This window comes from Streptomyces sp. NPDC021212 (assembly GCF_044332925.1).
Lineage (GTDB): Bacteria > Actinomycetota > Actinomycetes > Streptomycetales > Streptomycetaceae > Streptomyces.
On record NZ_JBIRPZ010000003.1, the window covers coordinates 494,162 to 513,996 of the forward strand.

The window sequence follows — 19,835 nt, forward strand, 5'->3', positions numbered from 1 at the left end:
CGGTCAGCTCCGCTGGCCGGGTAGCTTGCCCGTCACGTCGGTGGTCTGCCCCGCCGGTGGGGCGTCCGCGTCGACCTCGGTGCCGAAGTCGGAGAACTCGATCAGCGTGCGGACCGTCATCTTCTCCGGGACGGCGGACTTGTCCGCCCGGTCTGTGGGCTTGATGTTCATGGTGACCTGCTGGCGGCGGATGCGGCCCTGGTCGTCCAGCCAGACGTCCATCGGGACGGTGGGACCGACCTGGCGCTTCAGCGCAGCGGAGTCGGAGAGCTTGTCGATGTCGACCGTGACCCGGTAGCGCGTGGTCTTCACCCCGTCGACCTTGGCCGTGCCGACCTTCTCCGTGTTCCGGTCGGTGATGCCCTTGCCGAACGACGCGGACTGCGCAGGGTCGTTTATCTGGTTGCTGCTGCCGCTGTTCTGCTCGGCGGCCGCCTTTTTCAGGTCGATCTTGATCCACGGCTTGTCGCCGGGAACCTGCGCCCGCTGCTTAGCGGGAAGCTTCTGGTAGACGACCTGGTCGACGACGCGCTGCTCGACCTTCTGCCCTCCGGCCTTGATGGCCATGGCGCTGTCGCCATCTTCAAGGTCGATGACGCCTTTCCCCTCCGCGACAGCCGACTTTCCCGCGGCCGACGTCTCTGTCCGGAGGGTCATTCGCGCCGTCTCCTCCTCGGCGGTCTTGGCGTACGCGGTACGGACCGCCGTCGTGCCTCCGGCGCCGCCACTCGCCGACGACGAGGACTTCCCGGCCTCGCTCTCTCCGTCACCGTTGCCCCCGCACGAGGTCAGCACACCGCACACGAGAAGTCCCACGGCACCGATCGCGCCCGCCCGTATCCCGCTGGCTAAGTGAGCCATCTCTCCAACTCCCTTCAACGGCTGGGGATACCGAGTGCCCCGGAAGCGCCGAACGAGACCCCCGCCAGACGCGAGACATCCGGCGGGGGAGACGGAGGTGACTCAGGAGAAGTTGACGTCGCTGCACAGGAAGTACGTCTGGTCCATGTGCGAGGCCTGCCAGATCGTGTAGACGACGTGGCGGCCGGTGTAGCCGGAGGTGCTGACGTCGATCGAGTAGTTCTGGCTGGGGCCGTACTTACCCGTCGTGGTGACCAGTTGCAGGTCGCTCCACTTCAGCGGCTGGGTGGTGGGGTCGTACCCCTGCCGGGTCACGTAGACCTTGAAGTAGTCCGCTCCGTGGCTGGCCTGGTCGTACAGCTTCACCGTGAAGTTCTTACCGATGTTCGTGGTCTTCCAGGCGCCCGGGGTGTCGAGGGAGTTGTAGCGTCCGCGCTCGGTGTGCCCGCCACTGCACAGCTGCCCGTCCGGCACAGTGGCCGGGAAGTTGCCGGCGGAGCCGTTGCGGTAGAGCCCGTTCCAGTTCCACATGGCGTTCGGGTTGTCCTGCCAGGCCTGCCAGCACATGGGGTCTTTCTGCGCCATCTCCGGGTTCTGGAAGTCGCTGGCCCAGCGCAGCCAGCAGCCGTAGTTGCGGGAGGCGGGGTCGATGACCGATCCGTGCGCGCTGGCGGTGCCCGACCAGGGGATCAGGCCGAGCAGTATCGCTGCCAGCAACCCGAGGGCACGAGAGGCCCAACGTAAAGAATTGCCGCGTTCATGACAAAACATTGCGCGCTCGTCCTCCATCGTTGTGGGGGAGTGGAAGAGATATGGGAGCGCTCCCAGTGTCGCAGTTTGCCCGACGGCAAGTCCTCGAAACCTCGAACTCCCCAGGGCTACATGCGGGATGCCCCGGGGTAGTCGGCGGGCATGGGCAAGATTCTGGTCGGCACCTGTTCATGGACGGATCGCGCACTGCTGTCCAGCGGCTGGTACCCGCCGGGGCAGCGCGACGCGGCGGGCAGACTCCGGCACTACGCCGCCCAGTTCCCAGTGGTGGAGGTCGACGCCACGTACTACTCCCTGCCCAGCACCCGCAACAGCGCCCTCTGGGCCGAACGCACCCCGGACGGATTCCGCTTCGACGTCAAGGCGTTCTCCCTGCTCACCGGCCACCCGACGTCCCCGAACGCCTTACCCCTCGACCTGCGCCCCGCCCTCGCCGGACGATCGGGCTACCGGGACGTGGATCCAGCACTCCTCGACGAGGTGTGGCAGCGCTTCACCGGAGCCCTCGAACCACTGAAGCAGGCCCGACGCCTCGGCACCCTGCTCTTCCAGTTCCCACCGTGGTTCGCCCCCGCTGACCCACGCTCGAAGACGTTCCTGGACAAATGCGCGCGCGGCACGGCCGGATGGCCCGTCGCCGTGGAGTTCCGTCACCCCGCCTGGTGGTCGAATGACGAGCGCGCTGCGACAGAGGCGACGCTCAAGGACTGGGGCATGTCCGCCGTAGCCGTGGACATGACGCAGACCCTGCCCACCTCCATACCCCCGGTCACCCCCGTCACCTCACCCCGCCTGGCGGTGGCCCGCTTCCACGGCCGCAACGACGCCTGGGGCACCGGCACCAAGGAGGAGCGGTTCCGCCACACCTACACGTCCGAGGAACTGGAGGAATGGGCCCCGCGCCTCCACGAGATGGCCGACCAGGCCGACGAGGTCCACGCCCTGTTCAACAACTGCTGCGCCGACGCGGCCGTCCGCGCCGCAGAGTCGATGAGGGACCTGCTCGGTGCCCGCACGGGGCCGGGGTGACCCGCGTACGCGCCCTCGGTGCCGCTAACGGTCGCGGTGCGGCGCCGACCTCTGGGATGCATCCCGGATCCGCCCGAGGTAAGCCAGCATCTACGTAAGATTCGACCTACGTAAGATCGCCCCTAGGTCCGTAGCCACCCTGTTTCACTGCAGGCCGGAGGCGTCGGCGCACTGCCCTTGGGAACTCCGTCCCCGCTATTGCGCACCTCAGATCTTGATGATGGTGATGCGTCCGTCGCACAGCGCCGCGAGGTCTTCGGGATCGGAGGTCAGCACCGTGGCGGGCCCGGGGGCTGCGAGGGCGGTGGCGCTGAGCATGGCGTCGATGGCGTACTTGTGTCCGTGCTGCCCTGTGTTGGCCAGGAGCTCGGCGGCGTGGCGGGCGACAACCTCGGTGACCGGCTCGACGACGATGCGCGAGAGAGTCCACTCCAAGGCTGGCCGGTTGATCCGAGGATGGACCACTTCCACGAGGGTGGCGGCGCTAGTGATCACCCGCATGTCGTCGGCGCGGGCCAGGGCGAGCCATCCGGTGACCGCGCGGTCTCGCAGTACGGCCTTGGCCAGTCCCTCGCTGTCGAGGACCAGGGTGCCGCCGGGCACGGCAGCGGAGCGAGTCACGCGGCGTTCGCTCCGTCGTGGGTCTGCTGACTGCGGGCCTGCTGGAGCTGGTCTCGGAGGGCCTGGACCTCCTCGTCCGCGATGGGCCCGTGCTCGGCCTCGGCGACCACGATGAGTTCGTTGAGGTTGTCGCGCTCGATCTGGCGGGCTACAGCCGCGGCGACGTAGGCGGACAGGCCGGACGGCCCACTGCGTGCGCGAGCGGCTTCCGCGATGTCCCGCGGCATCGTGATCGAGTACTTCTGCGTAGGCTCACTCATGCCCTTTATGCTACCGCCAACACTCTCTGTGGCATCTCAGGTGCGAGTCAGCCAACCGTCGACCGGAGCCGGACAAGGTCGGCCCCGACCGAGCACGGGACGGGCGCGGGTCACGACGCTTTCCGCGGCGCCCTCCGGCCCGCCCACGTGATCAGTGCCCGCAGTTCCTCCCTGCCCCGCTCGACCACCTCCACGAGTCGGGCCGGCTCCGCATCGGGCGGCAACGGGGCGTCGGCCACCAGGTCGAGCAGGCTCCACTCGGTGTCCAGCCATCGCCGCAGGGCATGCCAGTTGCGAGCGCGGTCTGCGTTCAGGGCAAGGTCCCAGGGATTGGCCGCGTACGGCGTGCGGTCGTCGCCGAAGGCTCGCAGCAGGCCCGAGCGACGCACCAGGCACGGGTAGCAAAGGCCGCAGTGGGCGAGTGGGGGCCCAGCGGGATGACGGTCGGGGGGAGTGCCGCAGCTCAAGGTTGCCTCCAGCACCCGCTGCGGCAGGCCCGCGTCCCGCGCTACCGCGCAGACGTCGCCTTTCGTGAGCATCGCGAACGGATTCTCGACGCGTATCGCGGATCCAGGCTCCGCGACCTGGGATATCACCCGGTTGAGGTGATGAAGCGTCCATGGGTGCACCGAGCGGGTCGAGCAGGCTCCGGCCCGGGCGGCGGACAACGGCGGATTGAGGGCGAGCTGACCGTTCTCCGGCAGGTGGACGACGGGGATGCGTTCCGCGGCGGCCGCGTGCACGGCAGACGCCGCGTACAGCAGGCCGCGTGAGCGGGTGGTGCGTTCCAGCTTGATGCCGCTGCCACGCGGTTTGCGCACCGTCTGGCTCTGGACGAGACGCCGTACCGGGCGTCGACGGAGGCCTCGTACGGCCTCGTACACCTGATCCTGCAGCGCTTCGAAGTTCCGTTCCTCGAAGGAGACAAGCAGCAAAGCGCGAGGAGAGGGCAGGGCAGCTTGCTGGGCTGCCCAACCGAGGGAGTCGAGACCGCCGGAGAACAGGGCGACGTCGTGCGCGTAGTCCTCGGCGGTGAAGGTGAAGGGTCCTTCCCGGACCGACGTCTCGTGCAAGGGCCGGAAGACGACCTCCCACAGGTCCCCCGTCACGGTCCCCAGGACGGCCATCAGGGCGTGCAAGGCACGGTCCCACCGCTCGGGGTGGGCGACCGGTACGGAGAGGGTGATGCGGCGGGTCCAGCGGTCGAATCCATCGACGCGGCGGGTGTACCGGTCCGCCGCGAAGACGGCGCGCGCCACCCGCTGGAGATCATCCGCCCAGTCCGGGGCCGGGGCGAACAACTGCCGTCGATCGGGTCCGCGTGATGGGCGTTCCCAGTACACGGCGTCCTGGAGGGGCTGCCAGTGCGGTGGCGGTGTCTCGACGTCCGGGTGGGAGAGCCAGAAGAGCCGTGTGTGCGGTTCGGTCATGCGGCAGGTTCCCCCTCGTACGGTGTGCCGTCCGTGTCCCCGCTCGGTCCCTCGGAGAGCAGTCCCAGCGCCCGGCCGGCCGCTCGCGGAACTAGTCCATGCGCGACGAGCCGCAGAGAACCGAGCGGATCCTCGGCAATTGACGCGACCTGATCCGCTTTCTCCTCCGACTCCCCCCGCTGTGCGGCTTCTTCGCAAGGGTTCGGCAGCAGACTCAGAACGTGCTCGGCTATCCAGTCGGCGATGTGGTCCTCGGGATCGAGCGCGGGCAACAGCGGGACCACGAGTTTGACCTTCTCGGCGACCGCGGCACGTAGGAACTCCGCCACGACATCGGCGAAGAACCCCCGGTAGAGAAGGCAAAACACCTCACCGGATAAGCCGCTGTCGCCGGGGTTACCAGCCTCTGGATGCTCCTCCAGGAGACGACGGGCGGATGCCGCGGCGGCCCGTCGTACGGCGGCGTCCGCCACGGTGCCGCCTTCGCCTCCCACGGTGGCGGTGAAGAGGGCGGCGAATTCATCCCCGTCCCGGCTCGGTGCCCAGTCGTCCACGGCGGTGATCAGCCGTTCCCCGGCAGCGCAGGCCGCCTCGTAAAGTCCGAAGGCCGTCGGCTCCTCACGAAGGGTGCGGTGGAGTACGGCTAAGTGCTCCGCGGCGATGTCGTCCAGCTTCGCCATGGCGTCAGCGCCCGGCCGCCAGGCGGAGACACGTCCGCTCGCGCGACTCCACTCACCCGCCATGCCCGTACGGCCGCCGGGCCCCGGCCATCGCGATGATGTACCCATGCCTCACCTGCCCCCTCCGACCAGCGGCACGGTCGCTCTACCAGGAGAGCAAGAAACCGATGTCATGGACAGGGCGCGCATTGGCCAGCCAGGAGCATAGGGGCGACCCTGGCGACCCCTCACCTTCGGCTGCGGCCATGGATACAGTGGGTAGCCAAACCGTGCTCGACCCTCTCCACCGGAGGCAGACATGGCCCGCGCCTGGGAGGCCGACCCGTCCGCGTTATTCGAGCGTCGGCTGGGGAAAACGGCCGCAGAGCTCGGAAACTCCGACGGCAATGACGAGTGCCCGGACATCTGGCAGCTCGACAACGGTGACGTGGCCGTGATCGGCAGGGATCTGACAGCCGTCTACGGCACCCGCCTGCCGCAAGGCGTGCACCTCGCCCCGGACGAACGGCTGGTCGTCATCCCAGGGAACATGCTCCGCGCGGCCAAGAAGGACATCCCCGATGCCTGATCTCCTCGCCCCCGCTCTCGACCCGGCGCAGGGCGACCGGCTCACCCGGCCCGCCTACAAGCAGGAGTTCCGCGAACGCGAGGACGCGATCCGCAACGGGAGTTCCTGGAAGCTGGAGCGCCGTCAGCATTTCGAGGAGCAGGGCAGCCCGAGCCGCGACGCCCTGCGCCGAGGTGACTGGGAGGAAGCGCTACGACTCCTCGCCGACCGGCACGACAACCTGGCCGCGGCTGCCCAGGAGGAGCAGCGCAGGGGGTACGCCTTTCACCGTGTACGGGTGGTCGAGACGCCACTCACACCGTACGTGCAGTGGGAACTCCACTCCCAGCGGCAGCGCGCCGAACACGGTCAGCGGATCCGGATCGTCTCCGCCGCACAGGTGGCCGCATCGGAAAACACCGGCCCGCTCCCGGAAGTGGTCGTCCTCGGCGGCCAAGCCCTCTTCCAAGTCCTCTACACCGACGAGGGAGTCGCGAACGGCGCGATCCGCTACACCGACCGTGACCTCGTCGAGCGCTGGGAGAACTACATCAAGGCGCTCTACACCGCGGGCGAAGACGTGATCCCCTACTTCGACCGCGAGGTGGCGCACCTCGATCCGCCGACACCGGGCACAGGAAGGGAGTAGGTCGATCGCAGCGCCAGGCGGACAGGACGACGAGCACTCCGGCAGCACCCACTCCGAGCTGTCGGGGTCCTCACGGGACGTCGTCCAGGCGAGGAGCGTCCACGGGGGCATCCACTTCCACGCGCAGCCCACAACGGACCCGGGCCGTGCCGAGAGCCCCGTCCCACGCCAGCTCCCGGCCGACGCAGGCGGATTCGTCAACCGCACCGACGAACTGGCCCAGCTGAACGCCATCCTCACAAGCGAGGACGGCGGTCCGCTCGTCGTCTCGGTATACGTGATCGCCGGTACCGCCGGTGCCGGAAAGACATCGCTGGCCCTGCGCTGGGCCCACCAGATCCGGGACCGTTTCCCGGACGGGCAGCTGTACGCCAATCTGCGCGGCTACGACCCCGGAGAGCCGGTCGCGGCACGCGAGGCCCTGCACCGCCTGCTGACCTCGCTCGGCGTCCGGACCGAAGCCGTACCGCAGGACCTCGACGCGGCGGCCGCGTTGTACCGCTCGTTGCTGGCCGACCGCCGCGTCCTGGTCGTCCTGGACAACGCGGCTACGGTCGGCCAGGTCAGGCCGTTGCTGCCCGGAAGCGCACACAGCCTGGTGCTGGTCACCAGCCGCAGTCGCCTGTCCGGCCTCGCCGTCCGCGACGGGGCTCGCCGACTCACCCTCGGCGTGCTGCCGGAGCCGGAGGCGGTTGCCCTGCTGCGCGCCGTCACCGCGGGATACCGACCGGCCGACGACGAACGGCAGCTCGCCGAACTGGCCCGGTTGTGCGCACGCCTTCCACTTGCCCTGCGCATAGCCGCAGAGCGCGCCGCCAGTCACCCCCACCTACGGCTGGACGACCTGATCGCCGATCTGCGCGACGAATCCGCCCTCTGGGACGCCCTGAGCACGGGCGACGACGAGGAAGCCGAAGCCATCCGCACCGTCTTCGCTTGGTCCTATCGCGCCCTGTCCGAACAAGCCGCCCGCCTGTTCCGCCTGCTCGGCCTCCACCCCGGACCCGAGTTTGGACTACGCGCCGCCGCGGCCCTGGCCGGGACGACCAGCACCAGCCGGTCCCGACAGCTGCTGGACTCGTTGGTCGGCGCTCACCTGCTGGAGCAGACCGCCCCGGACCGTTACCAGTTCCACGACCTGCTGCGCGCGTACGCCATCGACCAGGCCCAGCACGAGGAGCCGCCGGCCGAGCGGGAGGCAGCCCTGTGCCGCGTGCTGGAGTGGTACCTGCACACCGCCGATGCCGCGCAGAGCTGCATCAACCCCGCCGAGGACCGCGTGCCCCTCACGCCCGCTTCGGGCGACATCAGCCCGCTGACCTTCTCCGAGTACGACGCCGCCGTGGACTGGGCCGAGCGGGAGCACGACAACCTGCTCCAGGCCGTACGTACGGCGGCCGACGCCGGGCACGACCGCCTGGCGTGGCAGTTGGCCACGGTCCTGTGGAACGCCCAGTTCCCCTCCGCCTCGGGCACAGGCTGGCCGACCGTAGGCCGCATCGGGCTGGAGGCCGCCGAACGGCTGGGAGAACGCGCCGCACAAGGCGCACTCCACACCTACCTAGGCATGGCCTACACCCGCCTCAACCGCCTGGCCGAAAGCCTCGAATCCCACCAGCACGCGCTGGCGATCCGACGCGACCTGGGCGACCGCCTGGGCGAAGCACGCTCACTCAACCTGATCGGGCTGAACCACCTCCGCACGAGACGACTCGACCCCGCTGCTCACCACTTCGAGCAGGCCATCTCCGCCTTCCAGGAGCAGGACGCCACCCACTGGGCCGCCACTGCCCTGTCCAACCTCGCGACCACCCACTACCGCGCCGGACGCCTCCCGGAGGCGGCCACGGTCATCGACCAAGCCCTGACAGCGCACCGAGCGCTCGGCGATCAGCGCGGCGAGGGCAACATCCTGCGCGTGCTGAGCGACGTACAACGCGAGCAGGGCGACATTGATGCTTCCCTGATCTCGGCCCAGGCCGCCCTGGACATCGCCCTCAGCCTCCGCAACCTGCGCCTGGAGGGCTTCTGGCTGCTGACCCTCGGTGCCGCCCAACAGGCGGCGGGCCAGCACGCCGAGGCCCTGACCTCCTACCAGCGGTCCGCCACCCTGCACCGCCGCCTGGCCGACCGCAGCCGAGAGGCCCTGGCCTGGCAGGGCGTCGGCGAGGTCTACCACCGCCTCGGACGTCATGCCGAGGCAGCCGACTTCCACCGCCAGGCCGCCTCGGCACAACGCGACCTGGGCGACACGTGGCACCAGGCCCTGGCCCTAGACGGCCTGGCCTCGGCGGTACTCGACGAACGCCCGGAGGAAGCCCACCGACACTGGGCGCAGGCCCTGACGCTCCTCGCCGACTTCAGCGACCCACGAGCAGCAGCCGTGCGCGAGGCCATCGAGCGCAGGCTGACCGAGACAAGCTGAATCAGCACTCGGACTGCGAACCGGCGCTGAGCTGGATCTCGGCCCACACGGTCTTGCCGCACGGGTGCCGGGGATCGACGCCCCACCGCGTCGCCAGCGAATGGATGAGAAGCAGACCTCGCCCATGCTCGTCGTCGGCCCCCGGGGGCGTGACGGAGACCGGCCGGGGAAGCCGCTCGTCCCGGCAGTCCGCGACCTCGATACGCAAGGTCGCGGCCCCTGATGCAGGCCTCGTCAGGACGAGAGCCAGCAGAAAGTCCCGACCGGGCACAAGCCCGTGCTGCACAGCATTCGCGGCGAGCTCGGCAACGAGCAGCGCGGCGTTGTGCGTGGACTCGTCGTCGTGGCTCCAGCCCCAGTCGGAGAGTTGCTGCACGGCGAGACGACGGGCGAGTCGTGCACCCCGCCGCGTGGGGCTGAGGCGCTGACTGAAGCGGTCGGAGTCCTGTACGAGTTGGTGAGAGTGAATTTCGTGCGACATGTCACAGAGCGTGGCCGGAGGCTCCTACGCTGACCAGCAAGACGGCCAGTACACAGCGTGCTGGTACCGGCACGTTCGGCTGCTTGTCAGGGACGGCGGGCGTGACCGTGCAGGCGTACGACATGGGGTGGTGACTCGGGTGACGGATACGGCGATCGGCCCGGACGGTGAACGGCGGCCCGAACCGCAGGAAGACACGGAAAGCGCGTCGGATCTCAACCGGGCCGTGGGCAAGCAGATCAAGCTCCTCCGGGAACGCATGGGCTGGACTCAGAAGGAGCTCGGCAAGCGACTCGGCTACAGCGAAGACCAGATCGCGTCGATCGAGCGCGGCCGCCGAACGCCGCAGCCGGAGTTCCTTGACGCCGCGGACGAGCTTCTTGGCGCGGGGGGCTTGTTGAGCGTCATGAAGGAAGACATCGCCCAGGCGAAGGCGAAGGCACGAGTGCGCCACCCGGCGTGGTTCAGGGACTACGCACGCCTGGAAGCGCAGGCCATCGAGATCAACGATTACAGCAGCCACGACATCCCGGGCCTCTTCCAGACCGAACTCCGTGCGTGGGCCCTGTACGAGATGCGAAAGCCGTTGCTGGACCAAGAGACCATCGAGCAACGAGTGGCCTCTCGCCTCGATCGACAGAAGATCCTGACCCGCTGGCCCCCACCGATGGTGACTGCTGTCGTGGAGGAGGCCGTACTGCGGAGGCCGCTCGGCGGCTGGGAGGTACACAACGAGCAGCTGGACCAGTTGCTCCGGCTGGGCCGGCTGCGCAACGTCGAACTTCAGGTGATGCCGCTGGAGCGCACGGAGCACGCCGGGATGGGCGGGCCCTTCATCCTGCTGACCCCCAAGGGAAAACCGCAGGTCGGATACATGGAGGCTCAGAACCATGCGCGACTGGCGACGGATGCCGAAGAGGTCCGTATCCTGGCCGCACGCTACGGCACCATCAGGGCCCAGGCACTCACGCCAAGTGAGTCCCTGGAGCTGATCGAGAGGATGCAGACGCAACGATGAGCACTGAGGATTCCGCGCGACTCGCTTGGTTCAAGAGCAGCTACAGCGGCAACGAGGGCGGTGCGTGCGTGGAGGTGGCCACCACCCCCGACGCTGTGCACGTGCGGGACTCCAAGGAGCCAACGAGGTCACACCTCGTCTTCGCCCAGCAGAGCTGGGCGGCCTTTGTGGACTTCGCAGCCAGCCGCTGACGAGCGGGGCACCCCCTCGGGGCGCTGTCGACCGCGTGCCGACGGCGCCCTGAGGCGTGCGTGCTCTCATTACGGCAGGGTCTGCGAGACCTCACGGAAGTGGCGTGCCGCTTCCTCAAGGTGCTCGGCAACCTGAAGGGCGACGTCCTTCGGGTCACCCAGGTCGTCGATCTCGGGCGCGATATGGGCCATGAGGTGCAGGTTGGCCATCGGGCGGGCCAGCAGCTCCTCCACTGGGTAGCGGCGGAATCGTTTCGACACCGACTCGTCACGAGCCGCGAAACCGCCCTCGGGCAGGCAGACCGACAGGAATTCGTCGAAGTCGTCTTCGGCGACCGGGTTGCCAGTGTCTGTGTGGTGGATGCCGCTGCGGGCGTCGTATACCCACAAACTCTGCGTGGCTGGCTCACCACTCGGCTTCGGGGCGGACTTGGTGAAGAACAGGATGTTCGACTGCACGCCCTTGCGGTGGAACAGGCCGGAGGGCAGCCTCAGCAGCGTGTGCACGTCGCAGTTCTTCAGCAGGGCCTCACGAACGGTGGCTGCCGCACCGCCGCCGAAGAGGACACCATCAGGCACGAACACGGCTGCCCGGGCTCCCTGCGGCAGGGTGATGGCCAGATGCTGGAGGAAGTTGGTGGGGAAGTCTCCGTAGGCCCAGAAGTCATCGCGCATGTCGGCGTCCGGCTGCACGCCGCTGCTCTTGAATGGCGGGTTGCAGATCGCCACCGTCGGGGCGACCACCAGATCGGCGCGCATGACCGGCGTGCCCCTGCGCGTCAAGGTGTCAGCGAGCTGGACCGGCGCCGGGTCGGAGAACGGGCGGCCGGTGTGCAGCAGGATGTTCATTGTGGCGAGTCGGCACATCTGTGCGTCGAGATCTGCCCCCGCGAGAGCGCTCGGGGGCAGATGCCCGCCCTGCGACAACATGAGGTTGTATGCCGCGACAAGCGTCGAGCCGGTGCCGCAGGCGGGGTCGATGACTGTGTCACCGGAGTGCACGCCGAGCACCTTGGTGATGGCACTCAGGACGGGCTGAGGAGTGAGGGTCTGGCCGGTTTCGATCTTGAGGTCGATGTCGTCACGGCATTCCCGCAGCATCCGCGAGAACGCATCGCCCAACTCGGCCTGAGGAACGGACGACCAGTGGTACGGGGCGATCTCCTCGACGATCAGCTTCGTCAGCTCGGCCATGCGGTTGAGGCCCCAGGGCTGTGCGTCGCGGAAGACGGCGCTCGCGGTCTGCCGGTCGGGGCGCTCGGCGGGAGCCGGGTTACCCAGCTCGTCCATGAGGGCTTCGAGCTTTTCATGCAAGGCGTCACCGCTCAGCATGACCAGATTTGGCCAGGCATCGACGGGGGCAACGGGCTTCCTGGCGAACCGGCCGACACGCTGCGAACGCTCGTGGTCCAGCTTGAGGAACAGCAGATACCCGAAGTGCTCCGCGAACTGCAGACGGGTAATGGCGCGGGTACTGGTCTTCTCGTTGTAGAACTTCCGGAGCTGGTCGGCGATGTCCTTACCGGTCCAGCGCTCTTCGCGCCGCATGCCGTTGCCGTGCGCGAACCCGTTGGCCATGTGTCACCCAGTCCTCTGTCATTTCCGGGTAGGCCGCCCGCCTCCAAACAGGATTCGAGTGACCAACCGTCCCGTTCCCAAGCAGGTCCGGAACGCCCCTCAGGGCCTTACCGGGCCCGTCTGGGCGTCGGCTCGGGACAAGGGACGTCGGGCTACCGCTCCTGGTCTGTCTCTTCGGTACTGACGTTGCTCTCACTGTCGTTCGTGGCGAGGCCGGAACCGGTCGTCTGGATGCCCGCAGCCTTCTTCAGAGCCTGGGCGACGGCGGTGAACTCGGCCAGGGCGGTTTCCAGGCCGTCTACGATCTCCTGCGCGATCACGTCCGGAGGGGCGAGGGGCGCGGAAGAAGCGGAAGCAGACTGGAGAACCGTCAGATCGAGATTGACCTTGTCACGTGCGATCAACTCATCGTACGCGTACGGTCGGAAACGCTCACTGGGCTTGCGAGCCGAGTAGTCCGTGCCACCGGAATGGTAGGCCGCGACGAACTCGTCGAGGTGCCCACGCCGCAGTGCGCGCTGCTTGAGGGTGAAGCGCTGGTCGGTGCGGAAGTCGTAGACCCACAGCTGCTTGGTGGCGGGCTTCCCGCCTGGACGGGGGGCACACTTGTCGAAGAACAGGACATTCGCCTTGACGCCATTGGCGTAGAAGATGCCGGTGGGTAGACGCAGCAGAGTATGCACGTTGGTGAGGTCTAGCAGCCGGCGGCGGATCTCCGCGCCGGCACCTCCCTCGAAGAGGACGTTGTCCGGCAGGACCAGAGCGGCTCGGCCGTTCGTCTTCAGCAGGGTGTAGATGTGCTGGACGAAGTTGAGCTGCTTGTTCGTGGTCTGCGTCCAGAAGTCCTTGCGGGCGGTGTACGCCTCGCCGGTCACCGAGCCCACGCCGAAGGGCGGGTTGGCAAGCACGATGTCGTAGAACTTCTGCGGCGGCTTCGCCAAGGAGTCCTGGACCGTGATCAGAGGGCGGGCCTCGGAGGTGCCGATGCCATGCAGCAGCATGTTCATCAGCGCGAGCCGAGCGGTCTCGCGGACCAGTTCGTAGCCAGTGATCGCACCGGTCTGGAGTTTGCGTGCCTCGTCGCCGTAGAGCTTGTCTTCGTAACGCTCGACGATGTTCGCGTGCGCGGCGATGAGGAAGCCACCGGTGCCGCAGGCCGGGTCGGTGATCGTCTCGCCAAGGCGGGGCTGTACGCAGTCGACCATGGCATCGATGAGTGGCCGGGGTGTGAAGTACTGCCCCGCGCCGGTCTTGCGGTCTTCCGCGCCGCGCTGAAGAAGCCCCTCGTAGGCGTCGCCCTTGAGGTCCTGCTTCTCGTGCGTCCAGGTGTAAGGGTCGATCAGATCCTTGACGAGCCGGTCGAGGACAGCTGGCTCATGGATCTTGTTCTGGGCCTTGGTGAAAACCTCCCCGAGCATCGTGCCGCCCTTGCGGCCGAGCTCGCGAAGGATGTGCTCGTAGTGCTCCACCAGGTCCTCGGCAGAGCGGCTGGTGAGGCTGGGCCAGTCCAGCCCCTGAGGGATCAGAGGCTCTTCGGGTGCGTTCCGACGGAATCTGGCCGGGCGGTTCGCGCGCTCGTCGGCCATCTTCAGGAAAAGCAGGTATGTGAGCTGCTCGACGTAGTCGAGGGTGGACACGCCGGAGTGGCGCAGCAGCTCGCAGTACGACCAGAGACGGTTGACGAGAGTCGACGTCGACTCACCAGCGGATCGCCGCAGGTCGGGGGCGGCCGTGTTCATGGGCGCGGTGGTGGTGCTCACTGGGGAAGTTCTTCCTGACCGGGCGGGGCCGTCCGAGGCCTACGGGGGGCACGCTTGCGCGGCGCCTTCGTGTTGGACGCGCGCTCGGCGCGGATCCGGTTGAGGACAGTTGAGGCTGGCTCGTCGGTGGGATCCTGGGGGACGAGGGCGCCAGAGAAGGCGGAGTGAAGAAGGGCGGAGCGGAGCTCCTGGGCTTGTACACGAGCTGTGGCCAGCGCCGTTGCCATGGCTGTGGCTTGTGCTCTCCGTTGAGCCAGCTCTTCCAGAATTTTCGTCTGTAGCGCCGACGGCGGAAGGGGGACTCGGATTTTCTTTATGAGTGCCAGGCTGAGATTCGGCTGAACACCACCGGAGGCGAGAGCGCGATTCTCCTCGTACAACGACTCGAGGAGAGCTTTCAACCACTCTCGACGCGATTCATTTTCAGAATGTAGTTGAATTGCGGCGCAGGCCTGGTTTGTTGTGGCGTTAATGCGAAGCTCTGAGCACTTTCCTCGTGTCTTCCCTTCGCCGTACATCGCTACCAAAATCGTGCCCGGATCGTACTCCCTAACTGCTGTTTCCTTCACGGCGAGTTCAGTAATGAATTTATCTGCCTGATGGATGAAGGGAGAGTTTAGTAGTGAGCTAGTCACCCAGGGAACGGTTCCACCCTCGTAGTATGCCGAATTCCCTTTGAGGGGGGTAGCGCCAGAGGAGACGTTGGCGATTTCCCCGATTGTCGTGGAACCCCATGAAGAGACATCAGGGTGAGACTTGGTCGCCGTTGCCAGCAAGGTTGCTTCGAGGATTGAGATTTGCTGCTCAGCCTCGCCGAGTGCAGCCGCGCCCGCCTCGATGCGGGCGATCTGGTGGTCAAGCGCGGCGACAATGCGACGCTGTTCCGCGAGAGGCGGGACAGGGATCTCCAACGACTCCAAGTAGGGACGCGGTACCCGACGCTGACCGACAGCACCGGACATGTGGTGCTCGGCGGTGATTCGTACGTTGCGCTGCAACAGGTAGTGCGTCAAGTATTCGGGGAGCACCGCGCCGCGGCTACGAAGTACGTGGAACTCGGTGCTACCGAGAGCGCGTCCGCCGACCAGACCCCGTGCCTTCGTGATCTTTCCGTTCTCCATGCACGGCGTGATCTTCGCAAAGAGGACGTCATTCTCCTGGAAGCGCGTCAGGGACTTCTTCTTGAAGTCGCCGTAGCGCACTCGGAGCGAAGCGTCCATGCGCCCCGTTTCTGCTTCCACGGAGGCCATGGGCACTTGGGAGACGAAATCATCGTCTTCGGGCTCGTCGTCGAACCCGCGGGGATTCACGTCGCATAGGTTAGCGATCGTTTCCCGGGCCCACCCCGGCGGAAGTTCCCCCGATTCCGTATCCAAACTCAGCGTCACGCGCCCAGCTCCCTGTCCAGTTCGTCGAGGATCTCATCCGCCCTCGTCTCGCCGAATTGCGCGAGGAAGCCGTCGGTGCCGTTCATCTTCGTGAACGGGGGGTAGTCGAGGTCGGCGGTGTCGAAGCGTACACGCTCGATCGTGGCACCCGCGATGTGATCGAGCCACCAGCGCTCGGCCTTGGTGAAGGTCACACCGGCCTGTTCCTGACGGGCCAGCCATGCTGCGTACCGCTCCCGTACCGACTCTTCGTGCGGGCGGGGCGCAGGGACGCCGTGCTCCGCGCCGCCCGCCAGTTCGTATCGCAGCAGGGCGAGCAGGTCAGCGGCGGTGCGAGCGGCAGCGCGGTTCGCCACCACCGCCTCGCCCACCTGCTCGTACGACCGCCACAGCTTGTCCGAGGTCCATGCGCGGGGCGGGCGGGCCACCGCGCGCGCCAGGTCCTTGAGGCGCTTTAGTGCGTCGCGGGGCGGTACCGGTGAATCGGGTGAGAAGGCGATGGCGAGTGCCGCGATCTCGTCTCGGTGCTCCTCGATGTACGCCTTCCAGTCGCGCACGGTGCCGCGCGCCGCCGACTCGTCCTCAGGAACTGCGCCAGCCCGCACTAGATCGTCGCGACTGTTCTCGTCGTACAAGATGTCTTTCGCGCGCCGCATTTCCAGGAGTCGGCTGCGCAGGGTGGGGTTCGACGCCAAGGGCTTCAGCGCGCGTTCGATCATGTCCCTGACGGCCTGGTCAGGGTCGAGGCCGAGGCGTTCGGCGGCCTCGCGGGTCTTGACCTGCTCGTCGATTGCGACAGCGTCGACCATGCCGTGCACGATTTTCTTCAGGGGCACTCCGTTGCTCAGCCCCTCGATCTCCGCGTGCTCGTCGTCGGTCATCTGAAGGTCGAGCTTGGCGAGGCGGGAGGCGAGGGTGGAGACGTGTGCCTCCTCGGCCTCGCCGCGGGCAGTGAGCCTCAGCAGCTTCTCCAGGTTCAGGTCCTTCTCTGTGTGTCGCTCCATCGGCGCTGCGTCGACTTTCGGCTTCCGGGTCACGCCCACCGCGTCGACGATCACGAAACGAGTTTTCGGGCCGACGCCCGGTGTGACCCGCTCGAACTCGGTCAGGGACAGAGTCCGTGCTCCGCGGCCCTTCATCTGCTCGAAGTAGGCCCAGCTCTTGACGTCCCGCAGGAACAGCAGGCATTCCAGCGGCTTGACGTCGGTGCCAGTGGCGATCATGTCCACGGTTACGGCGATGCGCAGCTGCGGGAGGTTGCGGAAGTCGGAGAGACGCTCGTTCGGCCTCTTCGCCGCATGCGTGATCTTCGTGCAGAAGTCGTTGCCCTTACCGAAGACGTCACGGATGACCTCGACGATTTCCTCGGCGTGATTGTCGTTCTTGGCGAAGATAAGGGTCTTTGGGACATACATCTCGTCCCAACGCAGATCACCGGTTTCTTCGTTCTGCTTGGCGCGCTCGGGGAAGATCTCTGTGAAGAGTCGCTCGCGGAAGGTGCGGATGACCGTGCGCAGCTGGTCCTTGCTGATCACACCGACGCCGACCTCGGTGGCGCCGTACGTGATGTCCTCGTCGAAGTCCTCGTAGCGCTGACGGCGGGTGCGGCGGTCGCGGACCGGGATGGTGCCCTGGGCGATGACACCGCCCTCGCCCGTTATCCGCGTCTGGATCTCGTACACCTGGAAATCCACGTTGACGCCGTCGGCGACGGCCTCGGGGTAGGTGTACTCACTGACGAGATTGCCGTTGAAGTAGCCGAAGGTCTGGGCGATGGGCGTCGCGGTCAGCCCCACGATGGGCGCGTCGAAGTACTCCAGGACGGAACGCCATTTTCCGTAGATGGAGCGGTGGCACTCGTCGACGACGATCAGATCGAAGGACTCCGGGGGAATCTGCGGGTTGTAGCCGACGCTGATGTCGCCCGGCAGGTCATAGGCGTACTCCTCCTCGCCGTCCTCACCAGTCACGAAGGGCACAGTCGACCCGGTCAGCTCCATGTATAGGCGCTGCACCGTGGAGACGACGACCTTGGCGGAAGGGTTCATGCCGTCCGCGCCCAAGCGCTGCACGTTGAACAGGTCGGCGAAGACGCGGTGCGTGTCAGGGGTGGTGAAGTTCTCGAATTCGTTCTGAGCCTGGGTGCCCAGGTTGTTCCGGTCGACCAGGAAAAGGACGCGCTCGGCCTGGGCATGCTTTAGCATCCGGTACGAGAACGTCACCGCCGTGAACGTCTTGCCGGCTCCGGTCGCCATCTGCACCAGCGAGCGGGATTGGCCGGTGCCCTGCTGGCCCCGGCCATGTGCGACAGACTCCTCCACGCCACGTACCGCCTGGATCTGGGCAGGGCGAAGAGGGCGCTCGTCGAGTTCAGGCATCCGCAGTCGCAGCCGGGAGCGGTACGAGGGCGCCTGCGGGTCCTGGTCGGCCTGGCGCATCCAGCGGGAGAGCGTGCGGGGTTGGTGGAAGGAGAAAATTCGACGGCTGCGGGAGTCGGGATCGAGGGTGTTGCGGAACCGGGTCTCGCCGCCGTCCGACACATAGCGGAAGGGCAGAGGAGTACGCCAAGCGATCATTCGCTGCTGGGCGTCGGTCGGGTGGTCGGCGTACTGGTCGGCCTGCTTCTCGGCAGCCGTCAGGTCCGCGCCTTCCCGCTTGGCCTCGATCACTCCGACCAGTTTGCGGTCCACATACAGGGCATAGTCGGCGCGGCCGGTGGCGGTGGTCGTCTCGCGGACGGCGACTCCGTTGCCGTACCGGCCCTGCGCGTACAGGCTGAGGTTGTTGCCTGCGTCCTGGACGCTCCAGCCGGCCTCGGCGAGCATCTGGTCGAGGCGGGTGCGTACCTGGGCCTCGGTGAGGGGCTCGCGGGCCGCCTGCTCGGCGTTCTCCAGGAGACGGGCTCGCTCGGCCACCGCCTTGGAGGCCGCAGCGGAGCTCGTGACCTGCTCGCGCAGCAGCCGGGTATCAGCAGCCGACTGGGCCTGCTGCAGCGCAGTGAGCTGATCGTGCATGGCGGCCACTTGGCGGGCCAGTTCCTCGCGCTCCGCCGAAGCGTCGGCAAGTTCCCTTTCTGCTGCGAGGCGAGCGGCCTGTTCTGCCTGTGCCTGGGATGCCTGACCCTCGTAGGTGAGACGTGCCTCCTCCAGCGCACGCCGCGTCTCTTCCATTTGTGTGCGCAGGGTCACGTTCTGCGCGGCCGGGGTGCGCGCCGGGTCCGGTGGAACGAAGGTTTTCTGTTCGCGGGAACCGGTGATCAGGCGGTGATACCAGACGCCGAGTCGGTGACAAGTCCGTAGGCCCCGGAAAGCGTCATCCACGTCATCGTAGTCGTCGTGGTTGGCCTTGTTGCCGAGCACGCGGACCTCGTGGAAGGCAGCCCCCACGTTGCCGTGCAGATAGCCTTCCCTGTCGAGGGCGGCTAGGCGCTCAATCTGCTTGCTCCCGGTGAACTGGACGCGGCCGCGGCGAACCAGATCGGAGGCGAGAGCCTCACCGAACTGCCGGGACTTGAGTAGAGAAGTATTTGGATCGGTAAATACGTTGGCCTCGGCACCCGAGCCGTAAGCAACGAGCAGCGGCAGATGGTCGTACAGGAAACCGAAGTTACGTGATGTGCGGGCGAGTTCGGCGAGTTTGAGGTCTGGCGTCTGTGCCGCGCCACCTTCGCTCATCAGATGGGTACCGCTCTTCCTGGGCTGCTTTAAGACGGGGGCATAGGCTGCTCGAGTGCAGTAAAGGAACCATCGAGCCTAGCGCCAGGGGTGTCTGGACGCCAGGAGATTCGCCCGTCGCTGGCGGCCGTTGTGCCGTGAGGCGCCGGGACGTCGAGGTGGTGGCAGAGCGGGCTGTCCCTAACCATGTACCCAGCGGGGTATCCACCCGCGGCGAGGCATCGTGCCCGTGCTGCTCCGAGGCCGCTGCTCGTGCCGAGACGGTCCTGGTACAGGGGCGAAGCCGAGGTGCCCACGAATGGGGGCGATTCGAGCTCAGAATGGCGAGCCCGACAGCCGACACGGCGTGGGCCGATTCCGGCGGGTACACGACCGGCGGGGACTTGAAGGAGCGAGGCGATGGCGAGACGCGTCTCTGCAGGCCCTCCTATGGTTTGGTGAGAATCTTGCCCGCAGCGTGGTCCGCGCTCCA

General features: G+C 67.2%; 17 protein-coding genes. 6 read left to right on the forward strand and 11 right to left on the reverse strand.

Translation table 11 applies throughout. The features are described 5' to 3' along the window. Window positions 1-3: 3 nt before the first annotated feature. Window positions 4-861 carry a hypothetical protein gene (locus tag ACH4SI_RS10495; protein WP_398294836.1) on the reverse strand — a complete coding sequence of 286 codons (858 nt, stop codon included), beginning with the start codon at window positions 859-861 and terminating at the stop codon, window positions 4-6. A gap of 102 nt (window positions 862-963) precedes the next feature. Further along, window positions 964-1,632 (reverse strand): lytic polysaccharide monooxygenase, encoded by a 669-nt coding sequence (locus ACH4SI_RS10500; protein ID WP_398294838.1) that lies wholly within the window; start codon window positions 1,630-1,632, stop codon window positions 964-966. 141 nt (window positions 1,633-1,773) lie between these two features. On the opposite strand from ACH4SI_RS10500, the gene ACH4SI_RS10505 reads away from it, so the two are divergent. Continuing rightward, window positions 1,774-2,661, forward strand: a complete 888-nt coding sequence (locus tag ACH4SI_RS10505; protein WP_398294840.1) for a DUF72 domain-containing protein — start codon at window positions 1,774-1,776, stop codon at window positions 2,659-2,661. A gap of 207 nt (window positions 2,662-2,868) precedes the next feature. Here ACH4SI_RS10505 and ACH4SI_RS10510 read toward each other — a convergent pair whose 3' ends face one another. The 4 genes from ACH4SI_RS10510 to ACH4SI_RS10525 form a co-directional block, all read right to left on the reverse strand. Beyond that, window positions 2,869-3,282 (reverse strand): type II toxin-antitoxin system VapC family toxin, encoded by a 414-nt coding sequence (locus ACH4SI_RS10510; protein ID WP_398294842.1) that lies wholly within the window; start codon window positions 3,280-3,282, stop codon window positions 2,869-2,871. Further along, complete coding sequence (locus tag ACH4SI_RS10515) at window positions 3,279-3,542, reverse strand: CopG family transcriptional regulator (RefSeq protein WP_398294844.1); 264 nt, start codon at window positions 3,540-3,542, stop codon at window positions 3,279-3,281. Before ACH4SI_RS10515 ends, ACH4SI_RS10510 begins: the two co-directional genes overlap by 4 nt. A 110-nt stretch (window positions 3,543-3,652) precedes the next feature. Continuing rightward, on the reverse strand, window positions 3,653-4,972 hold the full coding sequence (locus ACH4SI_RS10520) for a 7-cyano-7-deazaguanine synthase (protein ID WP_398294846.1): 1,320 nt from the start codon (window positions 4,970-4,972) through the stop codon (window positions 3,653-3,655). Further along, entirely contained in the window at window positions 4,969-5,652 is a 684-nt protein-coding gene (locus ACH4SI_RS10525; protein ID WP_398294848.1) for a hypothetical protein, read from the reverse strand. Before ACH4SI_RS10525 ends, ACH4SI_RS10520 begins: the two co-directional genes overlap by 4 nt. Window positions 5,653-5,950: 298 nt before the next feature. Here ACH4SI_RS10525 and ACH4SI_RS10530 point away from each other — a divergent pair, with 298 nt between their 5' ends. The 3 genes from ACH4SI_RS10530 to ACH4SI_RS10540 all read left to right on the forward strand — a co-directional run bounded on the left by ACH4SI_RS10530 (window position 5,951) and on the right by ACH4SI_RS10540 (window position 9,273). Then, a complete protein-coding gene (locus ACH4SI_RS10530) occupies window positions 5,951-6,220 on the forward strand; it encodes a hypothetical protein (protein WP_398294850.1) in 270 nt (89 codons plus the stop codon). Then, the gene (locus tag ACH4SI_RS10535) at window positions 6,213-6,848 is read left to right on the forward strand and encodes a DUF6879 family protein (RefSeq protein WP_398294852.1); all 636 of its coding nucleotides are present in this window, start codon (window positions 6,213-6,215) and stop codon (window positions 6,846-6,848) included. The genes ACH4SI_RS10530 and ACH4SI_RS10535 overlap by 8 nt, the downstream gene beginning before the upstream one ends. Window positions 6,849-6,957: 109 nt before the next feature. After that, window positions 6,958-9,273, forward strand: coding sequence for an ATP-binding protein (locus ACH4SI_RS10540; protein ID WP_398295232.1), 2,316 nt, complete (start codon window positions 6,958-6,960; stop codon window positions 9,271-9,273). A 1-nt stretch (window position 9,274) separates the two neighbouring features. On the opposite strand, the gene ACH4SI_RS10545 is transcribed toward ACH4SI_RS10540, so the two are convergent. Beyond that, window positions 9,275-9,754, reverse strand: a complete 480-nt coding sequence (locus ACH4SI_RS10545; RefSeq protein WP_398294854.1) for an ATP-binding protein — start codon at window positions 9,752-9,754, stop codon at window positions 9,275-9,277. Window positions 9,755-9,893: 139 nt separating this feature from the next. On the opposite strand from ACH4SI_RS10545, the gene ACH4SI_RS10550 reads away from it, so the two are divergent. Both ACH4SI_RS10550 and ACH4SI_RS10555 read left to right on the forward strand, forming a co-directional pair. Continuing rightward, entirely contained in the window at window positions 9,894-10,772 is an 879-nt protein-coding gene (locus tag ACH4SI_RS10550) for a Scr1 family TA system antitoxin-like transcriptional regulator (RefSeq protein WP_398294856.1), read from the forward strand. Beyond that, the gene (locus tag ACH4SI_RS10555; protein ID WP_398294858.1) at window positions 10,769-10,963 is read left to right on the forward strand and encodes a DUF397 domain-containing protein; all 195 of its coding nucleotides are present in this window, start codon (window positions 10,769-10,771) and stop codon (window positions 10,961-10,963) included. The genes ACH4SI_RS10550 and ACH4SI_RS10555 overlap by 4 nt, the downstream gene beginning before the upstream one ends. A 69-nt stretch (window positions 10,964-11,032) precedes the next feature. Here the strand turns inward: ACH4SI_RS10555 and ACH4SI_RS10560 are convergent, their stop codons facing one another. From ACH4SI_RS10560 to ACH4SI_RS10575, 4 genes are all read right to left on the reverse strand, one after another. Next, window positions 11,033-12,541 carry a class I SAM-dependent DNA methyltransferase gene (locus ACH4SI_RS10560; protein ID WP_398294860.1) on the reverse strand — a complete coding sequence of 503 codons (1,509 nt, stop codon included), beginning with the start codon at window positions 12,539-12,541 and terminating at the stop codon, window positions 11,033-11,035. Window positions 12,542-12,693: 152 nt separating this feature from the next. After that, window positions 12,694-14,301 carry an N-6 DNA methylase gene (locus ACH4SI_RS10565; protein ID WP_398294862.1) on the reverse strand — a complete coding sequence of 536 codons (1,608 nt, stop codon included), beginning with the start codon at window positions 14,299-14,301 and terminating at the stop codon, window positions 12,694-12,696. Next, complete coding sequence (locus tag ACH4SI_RS10570; protein ID WP_398294864.1) at window positions 14,298-15,689, reverse strand: restriction endonuclease subunit S; 1,392 nt, start codon at window positions 15,687-15,689, stop codon at window positions 14,298-14,300. Before ACH4SI_RS10570 ends, ACH4SI_RS10565 begins: the two co-directional genes overlap by 4 nt. Continuing rightward, on the reverse strand, window positions 15,686-19,363 hold the full coding sequence (locus ACH4SI_RS10575; protein ID WP_398294867.1) for a DEAD/DEAH box helicase family protein: 3,678 nt from the start codon (window positions 19,361-19,363) through the stop codon (window positions 15,686-15,688). Before ACH4SI_RS10575 ends, ACH4SI_RS10570 begins: the two co-directional genes overlap by 4 nt. Between the last annotated feature and the right edge of the window lie 472 nt (window positions 19,364-19,835).

Coding starts and splice junctions, on each gene's coding strand:
- ACH4SI_RS10495 (WP_398294836.1), bottom strand. CDS start 861: ATGGCTCACTTAGCCAGCGGGATACGGGCGGGCGCGATCGGTGCCGTG.
- ACH4SI_RS10500 (WP_398294838.1), bottom strand. CDS start 1,632: ATGTTTTGTCATGAACGCGGCAATTCTTTACGTTGGGCCTCTCGTGCC.
- ACH4SI_RS10505 (WP_398294840.1), top strand. CDS start 1,774: ATGGGCAAGATTCTGGTCGGCACCTGTTCATGGACGGATCGCGCACTG.
- ACH4SI_RS10515 (WP_398294844.1), bottom strand. CDS start 3,542: ATGAGTGAGCCTACGCAGAAGTACTCGATCACGATGCCGCGGGACATC.
- ACH4SI_RS10520 (WP_398294846.1), bottom strand. CDS start 4,972: ATGACCGAACCGCACACACGGCTCTTCTGGCTCTCCCACCCGGACGTC.
- ACH4SI_RS10525 (WP_398294848.1), bottom strand. CDS start 5,652: ATGGCGAAGCTGGACGACATCGCCGCGGAGCACTTAGCCGTACTCCAC.
- ACH4SI_RS10530 (WP_398294850.1), top strand. CDS start 5,951: ATGGCCCGCGCCTGGGAGGCCGACCCGTCCGCGTTATTCGAGCGTCGG.
- ACH4SI_RS10535 (WP_398294852.1), top strand. CDS start 6,213: ATGCCTGATCTCCTCGCCCCCGCTCTCGACCCGGCGCAGGGCGACCGG.
- ACH4SI_RS10545 (WP_398294854.1), bottom strand. CDS start 9,754: ATGTCGCACGAAATTCACTCTCACCAACTCGTACAGGACTCCGACCGC.
- ACH4SI_RS10555 (WP_398294858.1), top strand. CDS start 10,769: ATGAGCACTGAGGATTCCGCGCGACTCGCTTGGTTCAAGAGCAGCTAC.
- ACH4SI_RS10560 (WP_398294860.1), bottom strand. CDS start 12,541: ATGGCCAACGGGTTCGCGCACGGCAACGGCATGCGGCGCGAAGAGCGC.
- ACH4SI_RS10575 (WP_398294867.1), bottom strand. CDS start 19,363: ATGAGCGAAGGTGGCGCGGCACAGACGCCAGACCTCAAACTCGCCGAA.